This is a genomic window from Bacillus sp. M5A3_1b, from assembly GCF_053345335.1.
This window is the reverse complement of record NZ_JBKEZY010000002.1, coordinates 517048-541305: the sequence shown is the minus strand read 5'-3', so window position 1 is coordinate 541305 and position 24258 is coordinate 517048. Positions and strand designations below refer to the sequence as shown.

The window sequence follows — 24258 nt, the reverse complement described above, 5'->3', positions numbered from 1 at the left end:
CACCTTAATTAAACGAGTGTTACTGTGCTTGAACAGAAACAATTTCCTCTTGTTCTTCAGGTTTAACGAGTGCATAACGTTCCCACGCCCTACTTTTCCAGCGGAAGAACATAATAATGGCACGTGTCCATTCATCAATAGCAATCGCTAACCAAATACCAACGAGCCCCATATCTAAATGGAAGGCGAAAAAGTAACCGAGTGGTAAACTCATTAACACCATAGAGAATGCTCCGATCAAAACTGGGTACTTTGCATCACCAGCTGCGCGAAGTGAATTGATAATGACGATATTCATCGTACGTCCCGTTTCAAGTAGCACACTTAGTAAAAGAACTGACGCACCTAGCGTAATAATGTGCGGATTATCTGTAAATAGTCCCATTAATTGTGTACGGAATGTAACGACGAGAGCGACCATACATAAAGTGACGCCAATTGCCCATTTTACACTTTTCCATACGCGTTCATACGCTTCATCTTTTTCACCACCGCCAACGAGGCGTCCGATAATAATGGCTGTTCCCATACCGATCGCAATCGCGAATAAATAAGTGAACATAGAAATGTTCGTAGCGTATTGTCTAGCCGCTAATGATTCCGTTCCTAAGTATGTTGCATAGTATAAGAAGACAATTTGGCAAGCTTGATACATAACCTGCTCAAATGCAGATGGAATCCCGATTTTTAAAATTTTTCCGATGTATTCCTTTGATAAGGTGAAGTAATATTGTAATTTCACACGGTATTCCATAACGCGGTACAGTAACCAGAAGAAAACGATAAGTGCGATAAGTCGGCTGACAGCAGAAGAAATGGCAGCCCCTTGTACACCGAGTTCTGGGAAACCAAATTTCCCGAAAATGAGTACGTAGTTTCCAGCGATATGAATAATATTCATTCCAAGTGAAATAAACATCGCTTGCTTTGTGAAGCCGTGTACGCGGATAATTGCGGCTAATGAATTAATAATAGCTTGAAGGAAAATAGCGCCTCCGACGATGGATAAATAGTTTTGCGCATACATGAGTACATCGCCTTGTAAGTTCATTGCCATCATCATATGTTTTGAAAATAAAAGAAAGCCAGCGCTTATAATGAGTCCGACCACTAAATTTAATGTGACGGCTAAAGCTGATATTTTAGATGCTTCCATAAAACGTTTGGAACCGAGGTATTGAGATACGACGATAGCTGCGCCGTTCCCGATGACTTCTAGTACCAAAATAGCGATATGGAGATATTGATTCGCTGCACCAACCCCAGATACAGCATCGTCTGATAATGCACTTAACATGAAAGTATCAGCGATCCCCATTAACATAAATAGAAAAACTTCTAGAAAAATAGGCCATGTTAATAAGAATAAACTTAATTTCTCTGTCGGCCCGTTTTTTGCCTGAATTGCTGCCATGTCCGTCCCCTCTTTACCGATATCTATTTTTAGCAAGGTGTATCGTAACATACTTTCTTATCCTTTGCACTCATTTTAACCTACATATCTTTATTATGAAGGGAGCGCTATTTTATGATAAAAAGAGAAGGATAATTATGCACAAAGTATTATGGAATATAAAAATTGTTTTTCTCTGATAATTTAGAAAAATATAAAAATATTTATTTTCAACACTTTAGTAAGGATAATCAGTAATATGAAACGTTTACAAAGGTTTATTTTTTAACAGAAAATTTTAATAAAATAGAAATATAAATATACAAAAAATATATTTGTGTGTATAATATGAATTGTTAGAACATATATATATTTCTTTTTGTTTGAAAATGAAAGGGCTAACATTTTTGTGGAGGGTGGAAGTATGAAAAAAAAGATGCCAGTTTTTGTAGTATCAACAGTAGCGATGAGCATGATGTTAGGGGCATGTAGCTACCAAAAAGATGAACCGCAAGCGAACGCAAAAGGGGATAGCGGGAAAAGCGGTGCGAAGCAAGTTATTAATCTAACAGAAGTGTCTGAAATTCCGACAATGGATACAACACTTGCCTCGGATGCTGCTTCTTCAAAAGTTATGAATAATACGATGGAGGGGCTATATCGACTTGGGAAAGGCGATAAGTTAGTTCCAGGTGTAGCGAAATCCCATACGAAATCTGAAGATGGTAAAAAATATACATTTAAATTGCGTGAAGACGCTAAATGGTCGAATGGTGATCCTGTAACAGCAAAAGATTTTGTATATGCATGGCAAAGAGCTGTTAACCCTGATACGGCAGCGAAATCAGGATATATCATGCTAGATGTGAAAAATGCAGAGAAAATTAATAAAAGAGAGCTATCACCAGATCAATTAGGTGTAAAAGCGATAGATGATTATACATTAGAAGTTGAATTGGATAATCCAGTTCCATATTTTCTTGATTTAACGGTGTATCCACTATTTTTCCCATTAAATGAGAAGTATATGAAAGAACAGGGACAAAAATTTGGTTTGGAAGCAAATACAACTTTGTATAACGGTCCATTTGTATTAAATGAATGGAAACATGAACAAAGTTTCCAATTAAAGAAAAGTCCAACCTATTGGGATCAAAAAGAAGTGAAGTTAGAAGAAGTTAATTTTAATGTTGTAAAAGATACAGGAGCAGCTGTTAATTTGTATAATACGAATGCGATTGACAGAGTCGGTTTATCAGCGGAATTAGTTGATAAGTATAAAGGGCAAAAAGATTTTAAAACAATTAATGATCCAACTGTGTTCTTCTTGCGTTTTAATCAAAAAAATCCAGCGTTAGCTAACAAAAATATTCGTAAGGCTATTTCTAGTGCATACGATCGAGATGGTATTGGTGAGGTTATTTTAAACAATGGTTCTAAGGGAGCTTATGGTTTAGTACCATCTGATTTTGTTAAGGGACCAGATAAGCAGGATTTCAGAAAAGAAAATGGAAAAATTTCAAAAGTAGATGTGAAGGAAGCTAAAAAATTCTGGGAGGCAGGAAAGAAAGAATTAGGTAAGGATAAAATAGAACTAGAATTTTTAAACTTTGATAATGAAGAATCTAAGAAAATTGGTGAGTATGTAAAGGGGGAATTAGAAAAGAATTTACCAGGTCTAACAGTAACGATTAAAATGCAACCATTTGCACAAAAATTAAAACTTGAAGATAGTGGACAGTTTGATATTTCATTTACTGGATGGGGACCTGATTTCCCTGATGCAATCACATTCCTTGATATGTTTATAACAGATGGTTCACAAAATAAAATGAGCTATTCTAATGCCCAGTATGATGGCCTTATTAAAAAGGCAAAGCAAGAAGGTTCAGATGTAAAAGGACGTTGGAATGACCTGTTAAAAGCGGAAAAAATCTTATTTGAAGATGCAGCAATTGCACCAGTATTTCAACGCGGTAGATCTATATTAGAAAGAGAAACAATTAAAGATGTATATATCCACAAATATGGCGGCGAATTAAGTTTTAAGTGGGCATCTGTAGAAAAATAAAAAAAGCAGGCTAACCGCCTGCTTTTTTTTAATACGTACGTTTCTTATAAATGCCTTTCCCGCCAACTTGGTTCCAGCCGGATTGTACATCCAAACTTTTATTAACAAACTTCATCTTTTCTTTTCCGCCAAAGAGTTTTTCACCAATGCTATTTGTAATGACACCAATCAATGCTGTGATTCCGATGATGAGGGCAGCAACAGTGACAAAATCAATAAAAAAAGCAATCATTTGCAAATTCCCCCTTTGCCTGTCTGTATGTTTATTGTATGAGATAAAAGATAAAAAAGAAAGAAATGTCAGAAAAATAATTGATTTATTTTAGAAATCGTATAGACATGGATGAGGATGTTTGTTAAAATAAGAACAAATGTTCCTTTCGATTCTCACTTGTATAGTCTTACATTTCTTAATTGATTTATGAAGAAAAGGTAAGAAAACGTTCTCTTTTTCATAGAGAAGATTATGGAGAAATAACTGTATATCACATGAAAAATCTATGACAAGCCAGTATTAAGAGGGTTGAAGGTTATTGTTAAATTACAGCTGAATTGAGTGTGATCATGTTACATAGCAGTGGAATACACGGAAGAGTTTTCTCAATTAGAAGGAAATTTACTGTATATTTCTTGCAAAATCTATTGTATAATGATTATAGAAGTTACTTATTAAAAGTAATTGTTGTTTGCTCAAAGTTGTTGCTTACATGAAATGAGATTTTTTGCACTTTGTTATAAGACAAGGTATCGTAAAAAATTGCTGAATTTAGAAATTTAAACTGTAATTAGTACAGAATTTGTACTCTTTAAGGAGAGTGAGCTTTGTATGGTAACATTATATAGTTCTCCAAGCTGTACGTCTTGTAGAAAGGCGAAATTATGGCTAGAGGAAAATCATATTCCTTATACAGAACGTAATATTTTCTCAGATCCATTAACGATTGAGGAAATTAAAGAGATTTTACGTATGACAGAAAGCGGAACGGATGAGATTATTTCTACTCGTTCGAAAGTTTTCCAAGAATTAAATGTAAACTTAGAGTCTTTACCACTTCAAGATTTATATAAGATGATTCGTGACTATCCAGGGATTTTACGTCGTCCAATTATGATTGATGAGAAGCGCCTTCAAGTAGGTTACAATGAAGACGAAATCCGCCGTTTCTTACCACGTACAGTAAGAACGTTTCAATTACGTGAAGCACAGCGTCTTGTAAATTAATTATAATAATATGAAAACCTTCTACCTATTATATAGTAGAAGGTTTTTTTTAATGTTTCACATTTCGTAATCGAACTTGTTGCACGATAATACCGATGCATAGAACAGTGAAAATGAATAAGAAAGGCATGCTTGTGGTGAAATTTGGATTATTATGAAAGAACGTTGCAAGCCTGTCTTCATGTGTAACCATTTTTCCTGCTGTATAGGCGAGAATCGCTGCTCCGCAATAAATGAGGAATGGAAAGCGTTCCATAAGTATTAAAATAAGTTTGCTGCCCCAAATAATAATCGGGATAGAAATGAGTAAGCCGATTATTACGAGTAAAAATCTTCCGTGAGCTGCACCTGCAATGGCAATAACGTTGTCAAACCCCATAACGAGATCTGCGAATACAATTGTACGCACAGCTTGAAATAAAGTTGTTTTCCCCTGAATAGCAGAAAGATCGTTGCTATTATCAGTTAGTAAATTTACTGCAATTAATGTAAGTAAAACGCCCCCGATAAGTTGTAGAAATGGAATGTCGAGTAAATAGACAGCTAGTATAGTAAGGATAATTCTTAGTACGATTGCTAAAAGAGTACCAATCAAAATGGCTTTATTTCGTTTCGATTCAGGTAAATTTCGACTAGCTAGTGCGATGACGATTGCGTTGTCACCACCTAATACAACATCGATACCGACAATCATTAGTACAGATGTTAAAAACTCTAAGTCCATTCGTCTGCCTCCATTTATGATGTTTTAATAAGCGAACTGTATGTATGTGGTGAAGAGAGAGACTAAATCACCTTCTCTAATAAAAGTTTCACTTTATTACAGTGTACGGGGGAGGGGGGAAATGTATGTCCAAATTTTTCATGAGTGAGAAATCGCTATAATGATATATTTGTGTAGATGGTCGAATAAAGATAGGCATATAACTATTTTTGTAAAATAAATCGATTTTATTTCCATTCTGGAGAATCTTATCATAAAATGAGAGTACAAGAATCTATTGATTTGTCATATGAGTGGGGAATCCCTTCATAACAATTCTAAGCAGGAAGGGAGAGTTGTATTTTGGATATTGAAAGAATTAATGACCATACGATGAAATTTTTTATTACGTACATTGATATAGAGGATAGAGGGTTTAATCGTGAAGAAATTTGGTATGACCGCGAACGAAGTGAAGAGCTCTTTTGGGAGATGATGGACGAAGCTCGTGATCATGATGATTTCTTTATTGATGGACCGTTATGGATTCAAGTGCAAGCAGTCGATAAAGGGATTGAAGTACTTGTAACGAAAGCAGAGCTTTCAAAGGATGGACAAAAGCTAGAACTACCAATAGGTGTAGATAAAATTATAGACATTCCTCTAGATGAAGGCATTGAATCATTATTCCAGCAAGAATTAGTGGAAGAGGTAGAGGAACAAGCAGGAACAAACTTTAACGAAGATGGTACGTTTGGATTTTTAATTAAATTTAATGATTTTGAAGATGTCATTTCATTAAGCCACCGTCTTATCTTTGAAGATATAAAAGATGAGCTGTATTCATTTGAGAACCGCTATTATGTATATGTGGAATTCGATGAAGTGCTACATGATGAAGAAGAAATTGATCGTATTTTAAGTATTGTTTTAGAATACGGAGAAGAATCAACTTTAACAATTCATCGTGTAAGTGAGTATGGGAAACAAATTGTGAAAGAGCATGCGCTTGAAACAATTCGCAATAATTTTCCTGCTAAAACGTAGGCCGATTTCTGTAGTATGAAATCGGCTTTTTATATGAAGAATAGGAAAGCTTTCTTAGTAAGGAGGTAAGAGATGAAAAATACGTTAAAGTTGATTTTCTTTGTTTTACTATTGTTCGCGTTATTTGTTTCGTTACGTATGTTTATTGATGTAGCATTTTATTCGGATGTAATTGGTATAAAAGATGTTTCGATTTTAGGTATTATTAGTATTTTATTTACGGTATCTGCATTTTTAATTGGCTGCGTTATTTTCTTAGAGAACCGTCATCCGTCTAAAACACTTACATGGCTCATTGTGTTAGGTATTTTTCCGGTATTTGGATTCTTCGCTTATTTATTATTTGGACAGAACTTTCGGAGGAAGAGAATGTTCCAAAAGAAGGCGTTGCTCGATGAACAAGCATTTTTACAATATAAAGGGCATGAAGGTTACGAAGAACGGATTTTGCGCAATCATAAGCACCAAGAGCTGTTATTTCGTTTAGCGGACCGCTTAGGCGCTTTAAATATTTCATTTCAAACTGAAACGAGAACATTAACAAATGGAGATGAAACGTTTCAGGCCATTTTAGATGGATTAAAACGAGCGAAACACCACATTCATATGGAATATTACATTGTGCGTGATGATAAGCTTGGAACAGAAATTAAAGATATTTTAATACAGAAATCAAAAGAAGGTGTTGTCGTTCGTTTTTTATATGATGCGGTTGGAAGTTTTAGATTATCGAATTCATATATTGAAGAATTGAATGATGCAGGAGTAGAAATGATTCCGTTTTTCCCTGTGCGCTTTCCGATTTTAAACGATAAGATTAATTATCGAAACCACCGGAAAATCGTTATTATTGATGGAAATGAAGGATTTGTCGGTGGATTAAATATTGGTGATGAATATTTAGGGAAGGATAAATATTTCGGTTTTTGGCGAGACACGCATTTATATTTGCGTGGTGAAGCTGTTCAAAGCTTGCAACTTATTTTCCTTCAAGATTGGTTTTATATGACTGGTGAGGCTGTGCTGGCCCCTGAATATTTACAAGCGAAAGCAGTTGAGGGTGATCATTGGGGAGGCGTACAGCTCGTTGCAGGTGGACCAGATAATAAATGGGAAACAATTAAACATTTATACTTTGCCATGATTTCATCTGCACGGAAATCAATTTGGATTGCGACGCCGTATTTCATTCCAGATGATGATATTTTATCCGCATTAAAGGTAGCTGCACTTGCGGGTATTGATGTCCGTTTGTTAATGCCGAGTAAGCCTGATAAGCGCACCGTCTTTTACGCATCGAGATCGTACTTCCCAGAGCTTTTAGATGCAGGGGTAAAGATATATGAATACGAAAAAGGCTTTCTTCATAGTAAAGTTGTCATTGTTGATTCTGATTTAGCTTCAATTGGGACTGCTAATATGGATATGAGAAGTTTTCATTTGAACTTTGAAGTAAATGCCTTTTTATATGATACAGACAGCATTCGAAAACTTGTTCAAGATTATAAAGAGGATATAGAAGAATCAAGTGAAATTCATGTCGATCGTTTTCATAAAAGGCGTCTTCATAGACGAATTGTTGAATCGACGTATCGATTATTATCACCTTTATTATAAAAAGAGATGTCCGAAATTGGGACATCTCTTTTTTAAAAGGAATTTGTAATAAATTGTAGAATATAAGGAGCTGAAAGGGTGTGATTCCGATGTTTATCGCCAAAAGAGAAAGCGGAGAAAAAATCCATCTACTCTATCATCATGATGAAGAGCTTTTACATCGTATGCGTAAAAAGGAAAGCTTCTTTTGCATAGCTTGCGGGAAGGAAGTGCAAATGAAATTAGGGAAACAAAAAAGTTGGCATTTTGCTCATAAGAAAATGGACGCGTGTCTTGCCTTTTATGAAGCAGAATCTATGTATCATATGCACGGTAAAGAATTGTTATATAGGTGGTTCAAACGTCAAAACTTTCCTGTGTATATAGAGCACTATCTTCCAGAAATTCAGCAACGACCAGATATTTTCATAGAGAGAGCAGGGAGAACAATTGCGATTGAATACCAATGCGCCAATCTCTCTATAGAGCAGCTGTACAATCGAACCTATTCGTATTGGCGAGCTGGTATACAGGTTATTTGGATCATTGGTGGAAATCAATTGAAAAGGCAATCAGCATATTGGATGAAATTCTCCTCACTTATGGCTTTCTCCTTACAATCTTATCCTCAGCCATTTCTTATTTTCTTCTGTTCGAAACAAAAATCATTTATGAAATGCGCGTTTCTCACTTCATTTTCTACAAGCGTCTCTTTCTCACATATTATCTATTTACCAACTGAAACGACTACTTTTGAAATGCTCTTTTCTCCCGTCTCTTTCCGAAAAGAAACATTAGGTGAGGAATGGAAAAAGCGAAAGAGCTATTTTCGGCAAAATGCTCTGCCGATTTGGAATTACAATCATAAGTCACTATTACGCCTTTTATATCAATGTAAATGTACCCCAGCAAATTTTCCTTCTGAAATCGGTGTGCCACTCCCGTCCTCCTTTGCTTTTCAAACAAATCCATTTATATGGCAAGCTTTTCTATATATAAAGTGTATAGGTGAGCTTACGGTAGGGGATTGTATTTCTCTTCAATATGTATGTAGTTATGTGAAAACGTATACGAAAAGGCGCATGCTCCCGTACTTTTCACGGCATATATGGAAAGTAGCAGTTGCTGAATATATGACATTTTTATGTTATGCAGGTGTATTGCAGAAAGTAGGGACTTATAAGTACCGGAAAAAAAGAGAAGTAGTTATGTTAAAAACAGAGGAGGAAGTTATAAAATATGATGAAATTTGCTTAACGTATGCCTTATCTTTATTTGAGGCAAAGTACAACATGAGAGAAGGAAAAGGGGATATAATAAAGACTGATCATGAAGGAATTACATAAGAAAAATCGAATTGTATGTAAGTAGAGATATTTAAAGGAGGGCTTAAAGGATGTCTGAACAAAACACAACAAAAACATTACCAGATCGCAAAGAGATTGAAGAATCAAGTACGTGGCGACTAGAAGATATTTTCCAAACAGATGCAGAATGGGAAAAAGAATTCCAAGCCATTAAAGAGCTATTACCGAAGTTAACTGAATTTAAAGGGAAACTTGGTGACTCTGCGAACAATTTACTTGAAGCATTGCAATATGAAGACGAAATTTCAATGCGATTAGGTAAGCTATATACATATGCACATATGCGTTACGATCAAGATACAACAAACTCTGTGTATCAAGCATTAAATGACCGCGCAACAAATTTATATTCACAAGTATCTAGTAGCACAGCATATATTGTGCCTGAGATTTTATCGATTTCAGAAGATACACTGCAAACATTCTTGACAGAAAATAGAGACTTAAGTGTATATGAACATGCATTAGAAGAAATTACGCGTCAACGCCCGCACGTATTATCTGAAGCGGAAGAGGCTCTATTAGCAGAAGCATCTGAAGTAATGAGTGCGTCAAGTAATACATTTGGTATGTTGAATAATGCGGATTTGAAATTCCCATCTATTAAAGGTGAGGATGGAGAAGAAGTGGAAATTACACATGGTCGTTACATTCAGTTTTTAGAAAGTGATGATCGTCGTGTGCGCGAAGATGCATTCAAAGCTGTATATGAAACGTACGGGAAATATAAGAACACATTTGCAAGCACGTTAAGCGGAGCTGTGAAACGTAATAATTTCAATGCGCGTGTTCGTAAATACGATTCTGCACGTCAAGCGGCATTAAGTAATAATAATATTCCTGAAGCGGTGTATGATCAACTTGTTGAATCTGTAAATGATAATTTACACTTGCTACATCGTTACATTGATATTCGTAAGCGTGCACTAGGACTTGATGAGCTTCATATGTATGATTTATATACACCACTTGTACCAGAAGTGAAAATGAACGTGAAGTATGAAGAAGCACAAGACATGTTATTAAAGTCTTTAAACGTACTTGGTGATGAGTATGTTGACATTTTAAAAGAAGCATATGAAAATCGCTGGGTAGATGTGTATGAGAATAAAGGAAAGCGAAGCGGAGCATATTCATCTGGTGCATATGGAACAAATCCGTATATTTTAATGAACTGGCATGATAATGTAAATAATTTATATACACTTGCTCATGAGTTCGGTCATTCCGTGCATAGTTACTATACAAGAAAGACGCAGCCGCACGTATACGGTGATTATTCAATCTTCGTTGCGGAAGTAGCATCAACTTGTAATGAAGCACTTCTAAACGATTATTTATTAAAAACGACAGAAGATAAGAAAGAGCGTCTATACTTATTAAATCATTATTTAGAAGGATTCCGTGGTACTGTATTCCGTCAAACGATGTTCGCAGAGTTTGAGCATATTATTCATAAGAAAGTACAAGAAGGACATGCGGTTACGCCAGACATGTTAACGGAGATCTACTATGATTTAAATAAGAAATATTTCGGTGATGCTTTAGTAATCGATGAAGAAATTGGTTTAGAGTGGTCTCGTATTCCGCACTTCTACTACAACTATTACGTATACCAATACGCAACAGGATTTAGTGCAGCAACGGCTTTATCTAAACAAATTTTAGAAGAGGGGCAACCAGCAGTAGAACGTTACATTAATGAGTTCTTAAAAGCAGGAAGCTCAGATTATCCAATTGAAGTGCTGAAAAAAGCTGGAGTAGATATGGCATCTCCAGAACCGGTAAAAGAAGCATTGCAAGTATTTGAAGAGAAATTAAATGAATTAGAAGCATTATTATTTGAAGAGAAGTAATTGTAAAGACGAGGAATTTACCTCGTCTTTTTTTGTTTTAAATATTTTTGTCGATATTTGTCGAAAAAATAAGGTGGATTTCTTTCTTTTTTCTAAATTAGAAGGCAGTTTTACAGGTGATTTTTGTAGTTAAAACCCTTTAAATCGTTTTTTATGGTTGAAATAAGAGAGAGCGATGACAATGACTCCAAATAAAAGAGGGAAGGCAATAATTTTAGGAAAAGCTTGTAGTAGAGAGAGGATGTACAAGAAAAAAGAAACGATGACAGCTAGTAAGATAAGTAAAATATACGTTTTTTTCATACGGAACACCTCCAAAATAGCTTTTTTATAGCTTATTCAGAAATGAAAACGTTTAGAATGTGACAAAAGTGTGAAATTCGACAAAAGGGGTTGTCATCTGACGTCGAATCTTGTAATATAATAAGCGTGAACGAATTCACATACAAACATATACCCCTTTGTTTGAACGTGAAAATTTCTCCCATCCCCTTTAATATTTTTATAAGCCGTAAAGAAGAAGACCTGGTGTTTTACACCAGGTCTTTTTCTTTTGCTATCCATTTCCAATAACGTTCACATTTTACGTCAATCATTTGTACTTTTCGTTTCAGTTGTAATTTTTTCAGTTCACGCTCGATCTCTTGCTGCGAGCAGTCATATATAAATGCTACTTCTTTTGAAGATATAAATTGCGTTGCTTCTAGTAACACTTCTAAAGGTGGTAATGGTTCTGGCTCGATTTCACATTTTACAAGTTCTTTCAATAATTGTACGTATACGTCGTAGGAATAAGTTCCAGCGATTTTAATACCTTCTTCATCTGAATTCGCATGAAAGAATACGAGAGAAGGTATTTCTGTAATATGCATCTCATTTGTAAATTTTAAGTCACATTGGAAAGCTTTTTTTGCGCTAGCGGAATGTAGGTCTTTTTTAAATTCTTCTACATCAATATCGCTATCTCTTGCACATGCAAGTAATAATTCGCAGTCAGGGTTTGATACATTTTCAAGGAAAATGTATTCTTGGAGTTTTCGCAAAAACTTCGAACCTGCTTTTCGGCCCTGTAACTCCGCTGCCTTAATTGCCATCGAAACTAAATATGGTGTTGACGATGCTTCTTGCATATGTACCTTTCCATCACATGAAAAACCTTGTAAACTTGTTGTCTTTTCCCACACAAATCGAATATTAGCAGGTTTATTCCATTTGTGTGAGGAAGCGTTCGTTCCATCCACTTTTCCTGTTACGATATGACGAATAGAGAAGTATTTCCCGTATTCAAGCCATAGTTTAATAATAAAGGGCTCAATTTCCCAGCAATCTTTGCAAAGTGGATCAATAAATAAATATGCTTCTACAGACTTATGCTCGCATGCGGAAGGAGATGGCATATTTATATGCGTTGCTTCCTGCTTATCCATTACACTTCACCTGTTTCGTTTGGAGTATTAACCATATGCTGAGCAGTTAACGCTAAACGTTCAAAAACGAACTCTCTTATATGACCGTGCACTCCTGTGTCATCCATTGCTTGCTCCATACATGATAGCCAAGCCTCTGCTCGTTTTGGAGTAATCTCAAACGGAAGATGGCGTGCTCTTAACATAGGATGACCATGTTCTTCAGTGTACAAATTAGGACCACCTAAATATTGCGTTAAAAATTGTTTCTGCTTCCTAGCGGTTTCTGTTAAATCATCCGGGAAGATGGGAGATAGGTCAGGGTGTTTACTGACATAGGAATAAAACGTGTCTACTAATATTGCAATGCATTGTTCACCGCCAATTGCTTCAAATGGTGTCATCGGTTGCTTGCTCATCCTTTATAAACTCCTTTTTCCATGAAATGTATATCTATTGTAGCAATGGAATGTTCTAGAGGGCAAATAAACAGCCTTCATAACGTTCTTTGCTTATTTTTCAAATGTAAAAGAATCTTTTCCTTTTAAAAAGTGAGATATATCCACTAGTAGAACGTATTCACTAGTGGAATTTTCACTTTAGCGTGCTTTGTTTTGTTTGGCAAGGAAAAAGCGTTTTACTTTATTATTTGTATGACGGATTGGTATGTCGTGCTGTTTTAATAAATGAATAAATGCAGCTTTTCCTGTTTCTTCATCTTGCACTTCAAATTCAATTTCATAATCATCGTGATTGTAATAGAAACTATGATCAAAGACAAGCGTTCCGCCTTCAAATAGTGTTTCGGCTCTTTCAGTTGTTAAACTACCCATATAAGTTAAAGTGGAAACAGGAATTTGTAATTTGTGTAGTTGATCCATTACAGCCCCTGGAATGATTCCGTTTGTTTCCATCATCATTCTTGCTTCGTCTTCTGTTACGACTTGATGCGTCTCTAACAAGCCGATTTCTGCAGGTTGTTTCAATGTTAATGTATAAGTTTCTCCTTTATGACGAATACGAAGTGCAGAGCCAGCTTCTTTTAACGAGAAGCCCGGTGTTTCAAAGTAGTGATTCACCTGTTTCGTAAATACCTCAATAGAGAATGATTTACATAATGTATCGAATTCTTCTTCTGTAACAATATTTTTAAATTCAATTTCAATTTCTTGTGTCATTGTATGCGCGCTCCTTTTAAAAAATAATTCTTTACACATTATCGCTTTTTCATAAATTTGGTTCAATGTTTTATTTGTTTGCGTCCATGTTATGATACAATAATACTGTTAAGTAAGACAGGAAGTTGAGATGGAGGAGTTAGAGCATGCAAAATAAAATTCAAGTTAAGAGCGTAGAAAAGAGAGAGAATGCGCTTATTTTTTGTGCGGAAAATAATGAAATAGAGGTAAAGGAGTTAAGTGCGCGTAATCACGTACTTGTAGACTCAGACAATTTATCATTTTTATATATTTTAGAAAACGAATCATCTTTCATTTATGTAAGTATTCCGCACACATGCTGGGAAGCAATGCATGAAGCGATGAATAACGATATAGTAATGTTCGTTCGTGTGAATGACGTTGAAATGGAATTAGAAAATTTAAAAGAAGAAGTAGAATATTTAGTTGAAAATATTGAAGGTAATGCAAATTACGGAGAAGAACTAGTAACTGCTGTAGAAAAAGTATTTCTATAAGCAAATGGATTGATTTTGGTGGTGGTTGAAATGAATCGAAATTGGGAAGAATTTTTAGCACCTTACCATCAAGCGGTGGCAGAGCTGAAAGTGAAACTAAAAGGAATGCGTACTCAATTTGCAATGTTAACAGAGCATTCTCCAATTGAGTTTGTAACAGGAAGGGTAAAGTCGGTTGCTAGTATTATTGATAAAGCGGAGAAGAGAAATGTACCGCTAGATCGGCTGAGAGAAGATATGCAAGACATCGCGGGCCTTCGAATGATGTGTCAATTTGTTGATGAGATTAAGCCTGTTGTAGAATATCTTCGAAAACGAAATGACTTTGAAATCGTGGAAGAACGTGATTATGTCACGCAAAAGAAAGATAGCGGCTATCGCTCTTATCACGTTGTCATTAGTTACCCCGTTCAAACGATTCAGGGAGAAAAAAAAGTATTGGTAGAAATCCAAATACGCACGTTAGCAATGAATTTTTGGGCAACAATTGAGCATTCTTTAAATTATAAATATAGTGGACGTTTTCCTGAAGATATTAAAATACGCTTGCAACGCGCAGCGGAAGCGGCGTTTTTATTAGATGAAGAAATGTCTTCTATTCGTCTTGAGATTCAAGAAGCGCAGAAAGCTTTTTCAAGAAAACAAGAAACGAAAGATTCCGAATCATAAACTAGAGGGTGTTGGGCGATGAAATTTACAATTATGTCAAAGGGAGATCAATCATCAGATACACTGGCAAGCACGATGAAAGAATACTTGCTAGATTTTGGATTTATAATGGATGAAAAGGAACCCGATATTGTAATTTCTGTTGGGGGAGATGGAACGCTTTTATATGCATTTCATCGTTATTATAATCGATTGGATGAAACAGCATTTGTTGGTGTACATACAGGGCATTTAGGTTTCTATGCAGATTGGTTACCGACAGAAGTAGAGAAATTAGTAATTGCAATTGCTAAAACACCATTCCAAGTGGTGGAATATCCGCTTTTAGAAGTGATTATTCGCTATGTGAATGGGAGTAAAGAGTCACAGTATTTGGCGATGAATGAAGCAACTGTTAAAAGTGCGGAAGGTACATTAGTAACAGAAGTGGAAATACGCGGAGAGTACTTTGAAACGTTCCGCGGGGATGGCCTTTGTATTTCTACTCCTTCGGGAAGTACTGCGTATAATAAGGCGCTTGGCGGAGCGATTATTCACCCTTCTATTGAAGCGATTCAAATTGCAGAAATGGCATCTATTAATAACCGTGTGTTTCGTACTGTAGGCTCGCCACTCGTATTGCCGAAGCATCATACATGTGTATTGAAGCCGGCTGCAGGAATGAACTTACAAATTACGGTGGACCATTTAACGATGGTTCATCAAGATGTGAAATCAATCCAGTATCGCGTTGCAAACGAGAAAGTACGATTTGTTCGTTTCCGTCCGTTCCCGTTCTGGAAACGAGTTCGTGACTCGTTTGTTGCAGATAAATAGAAAGGGTTTATATATTTGAACAGATTTACATTGAAATGGGATATAGAATCGGCTGAAGAGGGAACTTTAGTTAGAGAATTTTTAAAAACAAAAGGAATTTCTAAAGCCGCCTTAACGGATATAAAATTTCGCGGCGGAGCTATTGAAGTAAATAATCAACATGCCAGTGTTCGTCATCAGTTGCAAGCTGGTGAAGAATTACGTGTCTTTTTTCCAGTGGAAGAAAGAAGTGAAGGGATGATTAAAGAAGATATCCCTTTATGTATTGTATATGAAGATGATGCGGTTCTTGTCATAAACAAAGAGGCGAACATGTCAACGATTCCGTCTAGAGAACATCCGGCAGGTAGTGTTGCGAATGCGCTCTTATCTCATTATGATAAGCAGCATCTTGCAAGTACGGTGCATATCGTAACAAGATTAGATCGTGATACTTCAGGGCTTATGCTTATTGCAAAAAATCGTTTCGTGCATCATCTTTTATCGAAACAGCATCAACAAAAAGCTGTGAAAAGAACATATGAAGCAATTGTTCACGGTGAGATGATAGAACGAGAAGGAACGATTGATGCACCGATTGGACGAAAATCGGATAGCATTATTGAGCGAACCGTTTGTGAAAATGGGCAAAGAGCAGTTACTCATTTTAGAGTGATGGATAGCGCCAATCATAAGACGCATGTATCACTTGAGCTTGAGACCGGAAGAACGCATCAAATTCGTGTACATATGGCTCATATAGGCCACCCGTTACTTGGTGATGATTTATATGGAGGAAGAAGAGATGTGATAAAACGTCAAGCACTTCATAGTACATCTTTGGCGTTTTATCATCCTATTTTAGAGAAGGAAATGTCTTTCACTACAACGATTCCAAACGATATGGAAGAGGTATTAAGGCATACTTAAAAAGGGAACAAAATTCTTATGTAACGAAGAATTTTGTTCCCTTTTTTCTTAGCGGAATAATATTAAAATTTGATTTTCACCCGTGCGCTTTATAACGAAAAAGCCACTTTCGGATTTTGTAGCAATGCCATCGTTATTTGGACGACAATATCCATGCGTTTCGCAAGTGCCGTCATCGCGTACTAACATTTGTCCAATTAATCCGACAGGAAGCCACTCGGTACGATCTTTTCTTGCTATATATTTGCAAGTTGGATCCCATTCTGTATTTAAAAGAGGTTGTATGTCTTGCGATTCCGTACGTACATATTGGCGTTTTCCAAAGTTATCTGTTTTATAGCGTTTTTGCCAACTTAAAGCACCGCTATTTCCTATAAGGGCGGGGGTTGCACTAGATATTCCTAAAATGAATGAATCGTTTGAAGTAGCGATCCGAATTTTTTCTTCGCTACTAAATGTAACGAAATAACCTACATCAATAAAATTATTGTCTGTTGTTTCAAACATTTGTGCAAAATCAGTTCCACTTGCATTGTAAGAAGCGCCATCAATATACATTTCCCCATTATGAGCAAGCCACTTTGCACCGATATTATGATCGGTTTCATTTGTGCCGTTTGCAATAAACCAAGAATAAGATTCTTCTGCTGTGCCGAAGCGCCCCATAATATGGCTACCTGCAAAATGAGCTGTTGATGTATGATTACCTTCCGCATGAGAAGAGAATCCGTTAGCGATAGTCGCGGTTCCTTCTGCATGTGCTGCTTCGCCTAAAGCGATTGTATGTTTACCTTCCGCATGAGAATAAGAGCCACCTGCTGTCGTTTCACTTCCTTCACTATGGGAACTATGTCCAGTTGCTTTCGTTTTTGATCCTTCCGCATGAGAGAAAGAAGCTTTTGCGTGTGTAAGAAGTCCTTCTGCATGTGAAGCTGTACCCTCTGCATTAGAGTGAAGCCCCTCTGCATGTGCATATCGTCCCCCTTTTTTTACTTTTGTATTTTCAGGTGTAGGAGTTTGAATTATAATCGTTTTTTCTGTTTGTATATCATTGGATGGTGCTAATGCTTCTCTTATTTTTTTCACTTGATTTATAATAGCAGCTGGAATTTCTGATTCTGCTTTTTTATTTATTGCTACAGGGATGTCTTCTTCTGTATTTTTCTCTGTTTGCTCAGAAGGCACAACCTGTTCAGTGTGAGTAGAGTGAGGTTTATTTTTTTGCTGCATCTTTGTTTTTCTATTATCGATTATGCGGCTCATTACAGCATTTTCTAAAGAGACATATTTTGGTTTAGCTTTGTTTTTGGGGGAAGCCCCTTGTCCGTCCGGTTCTTCTAAAGCTGCAGCTCGAATGCTGCACCAGTTGTTAATTCCGTACATGGGCAGATAAAAAGGCGGGCATTTTCTTTTTTGTTTAGAAGATTTTTTCTTCATTCTGTCACCTCCTGCGACAGTATATGCCGTGTAATTAAAAAAAGATGCACTTTATTGCATCTTTTTTTAATTACTTTACCTAGTTTTTATAGGAGAGCCGCCTAAATGATACGGTAATCCTCGTAATTTGTGAATGATATCTAAATAAGGGTCGTTATGAAATTGGGCGAAATTTTTCAGGGACAAAAGACAGGGAGGAAGGGACGGAAACGGTCTCCATCTCAGGATAACGTAGTCCGGTTAGTTTGCCACCAAATACAGCGCCAGTGTCAATATTGACTGTATGATTTACGAAGCGAGGTTCTTTAACGGGTGTATGTCCATATACAATCCAAGCTTTTTCTTTATATTCTTGTGCCCAGTCGCGACGGACAGGAGAGCCGTCAGCATGTTTTTCTCCTGTAATATCGCCATATAATACAAAGGTTTGTACTTTTTTATCTTGTCTTCCTATGTAATCTTGCCGAATTCCAGCGTGACATACAATTAACCTTTTCTCATCGAGTACGTGATATAAAGGGGATTGCTCATAAAGTGTGATGAATTTTTCTTTTATAATGTTTTGTTTATGAGAAGGCAGTGCTTCATATTCGGCAACAGTTGTTTCGAGTCCATGAGCGATTGTCACATTACGCCCAAGGAAAAAACGGTATAGTTTATTACAGTGATTTCCCGGAGCGTAATAAGCTGCTTTTTTATTTATGACAAGTTCCCATACAATTTCAATCATACGTAATGAATGAGGGCCGCGATCTGTAATATCACCAACAAAAGCAAGCCTACGTTGGTCAGGGTGAAACGGCAGGTCACTATTCCAGTTGTATCCGAGTTTCGTCGTTAAATCTTGAAACTCTTGAAAGCATCCATGAATATCCCCTATAATGTCAAATTTCATATTTAAACCTCCACCATATTTTTCATTAGTATATCTAAAAAAGGATAGAGATAAAAATATACTTTTTTTGCTCGTCATTTAAACATAAAGATTTTCGTTCTTGAGCGAACGTTTAAAACGAATCCAATCGCTATCATGTATGTGAGTAAAGAACTTCCTCCGTAGCTCATAAGGGGTAATGTAATTCCTGTAATAGGTAGTAATCCGATGGTCATCCCGATATTTTGAAATACTTGAAAGGTAAACATTCCGATTGTACCAGCACAGATGTAACTACCGAAAGGATCATTACTTTCTAAAGCGATATGAATCATGCGGAAAATAAGTAGGAAAAAAAGTGAAATAATGACACTTGCACCTAAAAAGCCGAATTGCTCAGCGACATTGGTGAAAATAAAATCTGTATGTGGTTCTGGAAAGTATACTTGTCCATTTTCCCAACCTTTTCCTTGCATTTCCCCTGATCCAGTAGCTAAGAAAGCTTGTCTTAATTGATAGCCTTGCGCATCATATTTGTATGGCGCTAACCAGCCGTAGAAGCGATTTAGTTGATATTCTTGTAAAATGTGTGCTTTAAAGAATTTTGTATGAGTAAAAAAAATATACGTTAATGTAACGCCAGCTACAAAAATACCAGAAACTAATCCGAAAATAAAACGCCAACGTATACCAGAAACTAGTATCATTGCTGCGAGCATAGCTGAAATTACCATTGTGTTTCCTAAATCAGGTTCCTTTGCAATAAGTAGTAGTGGCGGCAAACTTGTTGCGCATATTTTTCCGAGTAATAGAAAATCGTCGTGTATTGTTCGGAAAAAATATTTCTCATTGTGATTTGCTATAATTCGTCCGGTGACGATAATTAAAAACAATTTCATAATTTCAGAAGGCTGGAAATTTCCGATGCCTGGAAGCCTGTACCAAGCGGTCGCACCTTTTATTGTAACGGCACCTGGTACTTGAAGTTCTAGTCCAATTAGTAGTACCAGTGCAAAGCTATATAAATACCAAGCAATTTTTTGATAACGATCGAAATCGATAATCATAATAAAACCGATGGCTATAAATCCAATGAAGTACCATTGGATTTGCTTTAATACAAAATTTACATTTTGCAAAAATGGTGGTAAAGAGGCTTGTGCACTTGCAATTGCAAAGCAACTAACAGTCCCAATGGCAAATAAGATGAATAGTAATACGTAGTCTATTTGATATTGAGAATTCGGATCTTTCAATGTATGTATTCCTTTCTATCGCCTAGTAAGTATATGGATTATGTCATGAAAAAAATAATATACAAGCAGACTATGCATACATTTATTCCACTATTTGTGGGAAGTCATACATCACACGGAAGGAATAGTGCCTACCGTGTGATGGACTATATTTCCCGGAGTTCTTTTGTAATGATATTTAAACAATAGGAGAGACGGGCATATGTATTTTTATCTGGAATGAGGTTTGGAAATAAATCGTAAAATTTGGTCGCATTTTTATACCATCCGTAAGCTCTTATCAAACCTTTTTTATAATATTTGGCGTCTTGTAAGAAACCATACTTTTTCGAGGTTAAAACGAGCTGAGAAAAATCTTCACAGCCCTCAAGGAATTTGTGACGTACTTGCTGTCCAGTATGAAGACGGAATGAGCTTAAGGGTTCAGTTATATACATCGCATCACCTTTTGAAAGTAAACTTATCCAAGAGGCCATATCAACACTACAACCATATTTTCTGCCATTTAAAGTGCCGAAAGGTTCCGTTAATAGGCTTTTTCTAAAGAGTACGATTGTAGGCTCACCGATAATATTTTGTCCTGCTAGAAGCATACGGTTTCCAAAATCTTTCCCATTTAGTAGAGTATCTTCATCATATAATTTTTTCATGGAGGGATGTTGTTCAATTATATCTCCATTATCATCAATCCAAGTGCGATAGGATGTGATAAGCGCGAGATTCTTATTTAAGTCTTGTTGGAAATGAAACATCATTTTTTCGATTTTATTATTATAAAATGTATCATCGTCCATTAAGAAATTTATGTACTCTCCATTTGACTGTTCTAAGAGCATGAGGGCGTTATGAAATTGTCCTAGAGTAGAGGCATTTCGAATGTATGTTATATGTTTATGCTTATGTAAATAATGTCTGTATATTAATTTTTCTGTTTCATTAGTTGTACTATCGTCCCCTACAATAATTTCAATATTTGAATACGTTTGCGCTAATGCACTTTCTAAAGCAATTTTAAAATAATGTGGTCGATTATAGGTGGGAATAAGGATGGAAACGAGAGGCGGATTTTTTATATTATTCATATACAACTACCTTTCAGAAGTTTTTTGTGTAAGAATAATATCTTGATAACTTGTATGTTCAGTTCTGCTACACCATGAACCATAATGAGGAGGGGACTGTATTTCTAGCCCATGTTTATTTAATAGGGCACGAATATCTTCCTCAGGATAGGCAACTGCGAAGTTCGGGATATCTTTATTTAGAACATAACAATTGTCAATTTGATGATAAAAACCTAACGTACTTAATCCTGTATTTAAGTAATAGGATGATTCAGGGTTAATTAAAAAGAAAGTAATAAAACATCTCCCATCTTTTTTCAGAACTCGTGCAATCTCGCATACGTAATGTTCTAATTCTTTCGGAAGGAGATGGGTAAATACAGACGTTAAAAAAATAAAATCGAATGATTCATCTTCATATGGAAACTTGTATTGGGAAGCGTCTTCTTTTCCATCGGGATTGTAGAATTGATTATATATATCGACATGTTCAAAATGGAAATTGTTACGGCGTGTAGAAATGTTATTTTTGCACCATGTAATTCCCGCATTGAATAAGTCAAATCCATAATAAGTACCTTCATCGCTTAAATAATTCATTAATGGAACCGCCATTCGGCCAATGCCACAGCCTACATCTAACACTGTTTCATTTGATTTTAAATTGCCAATTTCAATAAAATACTGCATAAATTCTTTTCCAACTTCTTCAAAATCACCACCTACATATTGAACAAGTTCTGGGGGTGGAATTAATGTGATTTTTTTCTCGTTTTCGTTCATACATTCACTCCGTCCTTGTAGTAAAGTAGGGGATTTCTATTGTATATATAAGTTAATCATTTATAGTGAGGGGAACTTTACACAATTAGTTCTTATGAATAAGTAGTGTAATAGAACCCCTCAAAAAATAAAATTGTATTCTATTCTTTTCGCCAATAAATACCGAAATCATCAATCTTAGTAATAGGAGCTTTTAAGTTTCTTTCATTTCTAAAATCTGTTACAGCCTCTGCGCATGTTACCAATCCGTAATCATCAATAATAATATAGCCGCCTGTTGAAACTTTATCGTATAAGTTGACAAGACTATCCATCGTTGATTCATACATATCACCATCAAGGCGAGCGATTGCAATTTTTTCTATCGGTGCTGAAGGTAATGTATCTTTAAACCAACCCTTTAAAAATTTCACCTGATCATTTAATAAATCGTATTTTCTAAAGTTTTCTTGCACTGTTTCTAAAGAAACTCGTAAGTAATCGAATGTGTGCAAATAATCACCGTAATCTTTCGGATATTGTTCTAAGTTAGGTGCTGGCAGACCTTCAAACGAATCGGCAACCCACACAGTACGATCCGTAATGTTGTTTGCTTGTAAAAAACCATTCATAAAAATGCAAGATCCTCCGCGCCATACACCCGTTTCAATAAAATCACCTTCTATATTTTCCCTTACAACAGCTTCCATCGCCTCATGCAATTGATTCATACGTTTTCGACCAACCATACTGTGTGCTGCTCTTGGCCAATCCTTGCCACCTTGACGCTCACTTTGTGAAACGTGAGGATCAACGATTTTTAAATTGTGATTTTCTACGTACTGTTTAAGAAATAAAGGAAGCGGAACTGTAACTGGTTCATATGATAGCTCTTTAGATATATGTAAAGAAGCAGGTAAGTATGGTTCGTATTCTAACCATATTTCAAATAAAATTGTTTTCTTTAATAATTCAAGATAAAGCTGAACAGCTGATTTATTTTCCATATAGGTGCCTCCTGCGGAATGTCATACAACATTATGACTATGTAGAAAAGAAAGATTTAATGATTGAATTTACAAATGAAAAAGCAGTAAGACTGATATCAGTCTTACTGCTAAGTACAAAATTAAGCGATTTTCTCAATAATAATGGATGCACTTGTACCAAGAGCTAGTGATAATCCAATTCCTGTAACAACTGCTTCAACGAGTGATGGTGTTGTCGTAATTTGTGTAATGGCTTGGATAACGATAGGAGCTCCAAGTGAAATTAAGCTTGTGCCCCCACCCGGTACAGTAACGCCATTAACTTGAATTGCAAGACTTCCTAATAAACTTACTGCTGCTGTATAAGCAATAACAGTAATTTTATAGAAACCAGTTTCACTAATTACGAAGGTATCGGCATCCATTTGAGAAATTGCCGTACCAAACTGAGATCCAACGGTATTAAATGGTACTGGATCATTAATCCCAAGAGCTAAAGAAACTGTAGCTGAGTTAAAGGCATATAATCCTGCTGGAAGTCCTAAGCCAGAAGGTCCAGTTGGCCCAGTCGGTCCAGTAGCACCGGTAGCGCCAGTAGCACCAGTTGGTCCAGTAGCACCGGTAGCGCCAGTAGCACCAGTTGGTCCAGTAGCACCGGTAGCGCCAGTAGCACCAGTTGGTCCAGTAGCACCAGTAGCGCCAGTAGCACCAGTTGGTCCAGTAGCACCAGTTAGCCCAGTCGGTCCAGTCGGTCCAGTCGGTCCAGTCGGCCCAGTCGGTCCAGTCGGTCCAGTTGGTCCAGTCGGCCCAGTCGGTCCAGAAGGTCCAGTTGGTACAGTTGGCCCAGTCGGCCCAGTTGGTCCAGTCGGTCCAGTCGGCCCGGTAGGAAGGGTAAACGGTGGTATTGGTGGTAATGTTGGTCCTACAAGATTAGGGTCAAATGCACTAGCTGATAAAGATTCATCGGGATTTAATCCATCTGAATAATTATTATTTGACATAAATTCACCTCCATAAAGCGTTCATTATATAGTAGATGCAAAACCGGAAGAAAATGACACGGACATTTGAATTATTGAAAAGAAATCTTAAACAGCTTGTGCAAGTTAAAAAAATGGAAAGTTT

General features: G+C 36.3%; 24 protein-coding genes. 10 read left to right on the top strand and 14 right to left on the bottom strand.

The window, feature by feature from the left end:
* Window positions 1-19: 19 nt before the first annotated feature.
* Window positions 20-1465, bottom strand: coding sequence for an MATE family efflux transporter (locus ACLBWW_RS09045; RefSeq protein ID WP_046957012.1), 1446 nt, complete (start codon window positions 1463-1465; stop codon window positions 20-22).
* 352 nt (window positions 1466-1817) lie between these two features.
* On the opposite strand from ACLBWW_RS09045, the gene ACLBWW_RS09040 reads away from it, so the two are divergent.
* Window positions 1818-3464 (top strand): peptide ABC transporter substrate-binding protein, encoded by a 1647-nt coding sequence (locus tag ACLBWW_RS09040; RefSeq protein WP_141498612.1) that lies wholly within the window; start codon window positions 1818-1820, stop codon window positions 3462-3464.
* Window positions 3465-3492: 28 nt separating this feature from the next.
* On the opposite strand, the gene ACLBWW_RS09035 is transcribed toward ACLBWW_RS09040, so the two are convergent.
* Complete coding sequence (locus tag ACLBWW_RS09035; protein WP_000559978.1) at window positions 3493-3696, bottom strand: hypothetical protein; 204 nt, start codon at window positions 3694-3696, stop codon at window positions 3493-3495.
* A gap of 594 nt (window positions 3697-4290) precedes the next feature.
* On the opposite strand from ACLBWW_RS09035, the gene spx reads away from it, so the two are divergent.
* Window positions 4291-4686: a transcriptional regulator Spx gene (gene spx / locus ACLBWW_RS09030; protein WP_000258267.1), complete on the top strand. Its 396-nt coding sequence runs from the start codon at window positions 4291-4293 to the stop codon at window positions 4684-4686.
* Between the two features lie 49 nt (window positions 4687-4735).
* Here the strand turns inward: spx and ACLBWW_RS09025 are convergent, their stop codons facing one another.
* A complete protein-coding gene (locus tag ACLBWW_RS09025; RefSeq protein WP_000362605.1) occupies window positions 4736-5410 on the bottom strand; it encodes a TerC family protein in 675 nt (224 codons plus the stop codon).
* Between the two features lie 342 nt (window positions 5411-5752).
* Here ACLBWW_RS09025 and mecA point away from each other — a divergent pair, with 342 nt between their 5' ends.
* The 4 genes from mecA (at window position 5753) to pepF (ending at window position 11255) form a co-directional block, all read left to right on the top strand.
* Entirely contained in the window at window positions 5753-6436 is a 684-nt protein-coding gene (gene mecA, locus ACLBWW_RS09020; protein ID WP_000350711.1) for an adaptor protein MecA, read from the top strand.
* Between the two features lie 72 nt (window positions 6437-6508).
* Complete coding sequence (locus tag ACLBWW_RS09015) at window positions 6509-8053, top strand: cardiolipin synthase (RefSeq protein WP_048545162.1); 1545 nt, start codon at window positions 6509-6511, stop codon at window positions 8051-8053.
* Between the two features lie 80 nt (window positions 8054-8133).
* Complete coding sequence (locus ACLBWW_RS09010) at window positions 8134-9378, top strand: competence protein CoiA (protein WP_098641653.1); 1245 nt, start codon at window positions 8134-8136, stop codon at window positions 9376-9378.
* 50 nt (window positions 9379-9428) lie between these two features.
* Window positions 9429-11255, top strand: a complete 1827-nt coding sequence (gene pepF, locus ACLBWW_RS09005) for an oligoendopeptidase F (protein ID WP_048545158.1) — start codon at window positions 9429-9431, stop codon at window positions 11253-11255.
* Window positions 11256-11384: 129 nt separating this feature from the next.
* Here the strand turns inward: pepF and ACLBWW_RS09000 are convergent, their stop codons facing one another.
* The 4 genes from ACLBWW_RS09000 to ACLBWW_RS08985 all read right to left on the bottom strand — a co-directional run bounded on the left by ACLBWW_RS09000 (window position 11385) and on the right by ACLBWW_RS08985 (window position 13839).
* A complete protein-coding gene (locus ACLBWW_RS09000) occupies window positions 11385-11558 on the bottom strand; it encodes a hypothetical protein (RefSeq protein ID WP_046957017.1) in 174 nt (57 codons plus the stop codon).
* Between the two features lie 230 nt (window positions 11559-11788).
* Entirely contained in the window at window positions 11789-12682 is an 894-nt protein-coding gene (locus ACLBWW_RS08995; protein WP_000360672.1) for a ClpXP adapter SpxH family protein, read from the bottom strand.
* Window positions 12682-13080 (bottom strand): globin domain-containing protein, encoded by a 399-nt coding sequence (locus ACLBWW_RS08990; RefSeq protein WP_000043382.1) that lies wholly within the window; start codon window positions 13078-13080, stop codon window positions 12682-12684. Before ACLBWW_RS08990 ends, ACLBWW_RS08995 begins: the two co-directional genes overlap by 1 nt.
* A 180-nt stretch (window positions 13081-13260) precedes the next feature.
* Window positions 13261-13839, bottom strand: a complete 579-nt coding sequence (locus ACLBWW_RS08985; protein ID WP_048545155.1) for a CYTH domain-containing protein — start codon at window positions 13837-13839, stop codon at window positions 13261-13263.
* Between the two features lie 146 nt (window positions 13840-13985).
* On the opposite strand from ACLBWW_RS08985, the gene ACLBWW_RS08980 reads away from it, so the two are divergent.
* Genes ACLBWW_RS08980 through ACLBWW_RS08965 form a run of 4 tightly spaced genes read left to right on the top strand, consistent with a single transcriptional unit; the run spans window position 13986 to window position 16751 of the window.
* Window positions 13986-14357 (top strand): UPF0738 family protein, encoded by a 372-nt coding sequence (locus ACLBWW_RS08980; RefSeq protein ID WP_001179996.1) that lies wholly within the window; start codon window positions 13986-13988, stop codon window positions 14355-14357.
* A 30-nt stretch (window positions 14358-14387) separates the two neighbouring features.
* A complete protein-coding gene (locus tag ACLBWW_RS08975) occupies window positions 14388-15026 on the top strand; it encodes a GTP pyrophosphokinase (protein WP_001081480.1) in 639 nt (212 codons plus the stop codon).
* 18 nt (window positions 15027-15044) lie between these two features.
* Complete coding sequence (locus tag ACLBWW_RS08970; RefSeq protein ID WP_000673190.1) at window positions 15045-15842, top strand: NAD kinase; 798 nt, start codon at window positions 15045-15047, stop codon at window positions 15840-15842.
* Window positions 15843-15857: 15 nt separating this feature from the next.
* Window positions 15858-16751 (top strand): RluA family pseudouridine synthase, encoded by an 894-nt coding sequence (locus ACLBWW_RS08965; RefSeq protein WP_048545153.1) that lies wholly within the window; start codon window positions 15858-15860, stop codon window positions 16749-16751.
* Window positions 16752-16799: 48 nt separating this feature from the next.
* Here the strand turns inward: ACLBWW_RS08965 and ACLBWW_RS08960 are convergent, their stop codons facing one another.
* The 7 genes from ACLBWW_RS08960 to ACLBWW_RS08930 all read right to left on the bottom strand — a co-directional run bounded on the left by ACLBWW_RS08960 (window position 16800) and on the right by ACLBWW_RS08930 (window position 24134).
* Window positions 16800-18188, bottom strand: a complete 1389-nt coding sequence (locus tag ACLBWW_RS08960; protein ID WP_048545151.1) for a peptidase G2 autoproteolytic cleavage domain-containing protein — start codon at window positions 18186-18188, stop codon at window positions 16800-16802.
* 154 nt (window positions 18189-18342) lie between these two features.
* Entirely contained in the window at window positions 18343-19083 is a 741-nt protein-coding gene (prpE, locus tag ACLBWW_RS08955; protein WP_098221464.1) for a bis(5'-nucleosyl)-tetraphosphatase PrpE, read from the bottom strand.
* A 74-nt stretch (window positions 19084-19157) separates the two neighbouring features.
* Window positions 19158-20318, bottom strand: a complete 1161-nt coding sequence (locus ACLBWW_RS08950; RefSeq protein ID WP_048545147.1) for an FtsW/RodA/SpoVE family cell cycle protein — start codon at window positions 20316-20318, stop codon at window positions 19158-19160.
* 146 nt (window positions 20319-20464) lie between these two features.
* Window positions 20465-21400 (bottom strand): glycosyltransferase family 2 protein, encoded by a 936-nt coding sequence (locus tag ACLBWW_RS08945; RefSeq protein ID WP_098221463.1) that lies wholly within the window; start codon window positions 21398-21400, stop codon window positions 20465-20467.
* A gap of 6 nt (window positions 21401-21406) precedes the next feature.
* Complete coding sequence (locus ACLBWW_RS08940) at window positions 21407-22165, bottom strand: class I SAM-dependent methyltransferase (RefSeq protein WP_048545145.1); 759 nt, start codon at window positions 22163-22165, stop codon at window positions 21407-21409.
* Between the two features lie 140 nt (window positions 22166-22305).
* Window positions 22306-23151 (bottom strand): TylF/MycF family methyltransferase, encoded by an 846-nt coding sequence (locus ACLBWW_RS08935; protein WP_048545144.1) that lies wholly within the window; start codon window positions 23149-23151, stop codon window positions 22306-22308.
* Window positions 23152-23273: 122 nt separating this feature from the next.
* Window positions 23274-24134: a BclA C-terminal domain-containing protein gene (locus tag ACLBWW_RS08930; protein ID WP_098047548.1), complete on the bottom strand. Its 861-nt coding sequence runs from the start codon at window positions 24132-24134 to the stop codon at window positions 23274-23276.
* Window positions 24135-24258: the final 124 nt, after the last annotated feature.